At 65.1% G+C, this 1,403-nt stretch carries 1 protein-coding gene; it reads right to left on the bottom strand.

Features of this window, described 5'->3' with window-relative positions; all coding sequences use genetic code 11:
- The coding region (locus tag C8K14_RS22810; RefSeq protein ID WP_199226590.1) for a hypothetical protein at positions 1 to 1,403 on the bottom strand (1,403 nt) is incomplete at both ends.

Raw genomic sequence — 1,403 nt, 5'->3', positions numbered from 1 at the left:
GACCAGCCCGTGCCGTCAGCCGCCACCCCGGCGGTCAGCGGCAGAAACCCGGTGCCAGGGATCTGCAGAATCTCTCCGGCCACCAGATTGATCGCCGTCTGGCCAAAGCGTGCGGGCGTGAGCACCACATCGGTGCCGACTTCGGCCGCATCGATCGTGGCGGTGTAAGTCGCCACCCGGTTTAACGTCGTGCCGTTGGGCAGATAGCGCGTCATCTTGAACGCGCCGCTGCCCGCCGGCTTGATCAGCAGCTTGCCAAACGCGCAATCCTGCCCGGTCGCATCGCGCAGAAGAACGCCTGCGGCATTGGCCACGCCAGTGCCCGCCGTGGGCGTGCCGGTGCGGCCGATGCGCTGGACCATTGCTTTCTGCAGCTTGGCAATCGCCGCCCCGTTGCTGTTCACCGCCGCCTGCAGCGATGCGACCGCCAGCGCGTTGGCCGAAGCGGTTGCCTGCAGGGCAGTGAACGCCACCGCCGTTACCGGCTGCGTCGTGTATTTGAAGGTAATGCCCAGTTCGAGCCGTGCACCGGTCGACCAGACCGGATTGGTGATGGTCGTGGCGCCGAGTCCCGCGCTGGTTGACCATCCCGCGCCATCGGCCGCAACGGCAGTTACCGGCCATGCGCCGGACCCTGACAACTGGATAAACTCGCCCGCCTTGAATGGCAGTGATGTAACCCCGAACCGCGCGGCGTTGAGCGTAACGACAGTGCCGACTTCGGCACTAGTGAAAGTCGCAACATAGCCAGTGTTGACCCGCGTATAGACCCCGGCCAGGAGCGCATAACGATAGAGGCTGAAAGTAGTCGCTGCCTTGACGAACACCGGCAGGCTGTCGAGTTCGCAATCAACTGGCACCTGGTCGCGCAGCAGCACGCCAGGCTGGGAAACCGCAGTGCCATCGATAGGTGGCACGGTGCGCCCGATCGTCTGATAGGCGACCTGCCGCAGCAGACCAACCGCTGCCGCATTGTCCGCAGCGGTAGCCTGCAAACTCGACAGCGCCGCCACGCTGGTCTGTAGAGCATTGAACGCAGCCGCCGTTACTGGCTGTGTCGTGTACTTGATATTGAGCCCCAGCTCGACGCGCGCGCTTGTGCTCCACACCGGGTTCGTGATCGTCGCCGCGCCTGCTCCGCCGGTGGTCGACCAGCCCGTGCCATCGGCAACCGTAGCGGTTACGGCCAGGACGTTGGGACCATAGACCTGCGCCACCTGGCCGGCCGCGATCGGGATCGAAGACACACCGAAGCGTGCGGGCGTTAGATTGACGTTCGTGCCTGCTTCGGCGCTGGTCAGGTTGGCGGTGTACGTCGCCACGCGCGTGAGCAGCGGGCCGCTCACCGTGTAGAGGGTCAATTGCAGGGGCCCTGCGCCGCGCACATAGAGCGGAATGGTTTC

It is taken from the genome of Novosphingobium sp. GV079, assembly GCF_003058045.1.
GTDB classification, from domain to species: Bacteria; Pseudomonadota; Alphaproteobacteria; order Sphingomonadales; family Sphingomonadaceae; genus Novosphingobium; species Novosphingobium capsulatum.
The sequence above is the reverse complement of the archived record's forward strand: the minus strand, read 5'-3'. Positions and strand labels throughout refer to the sequence as shown.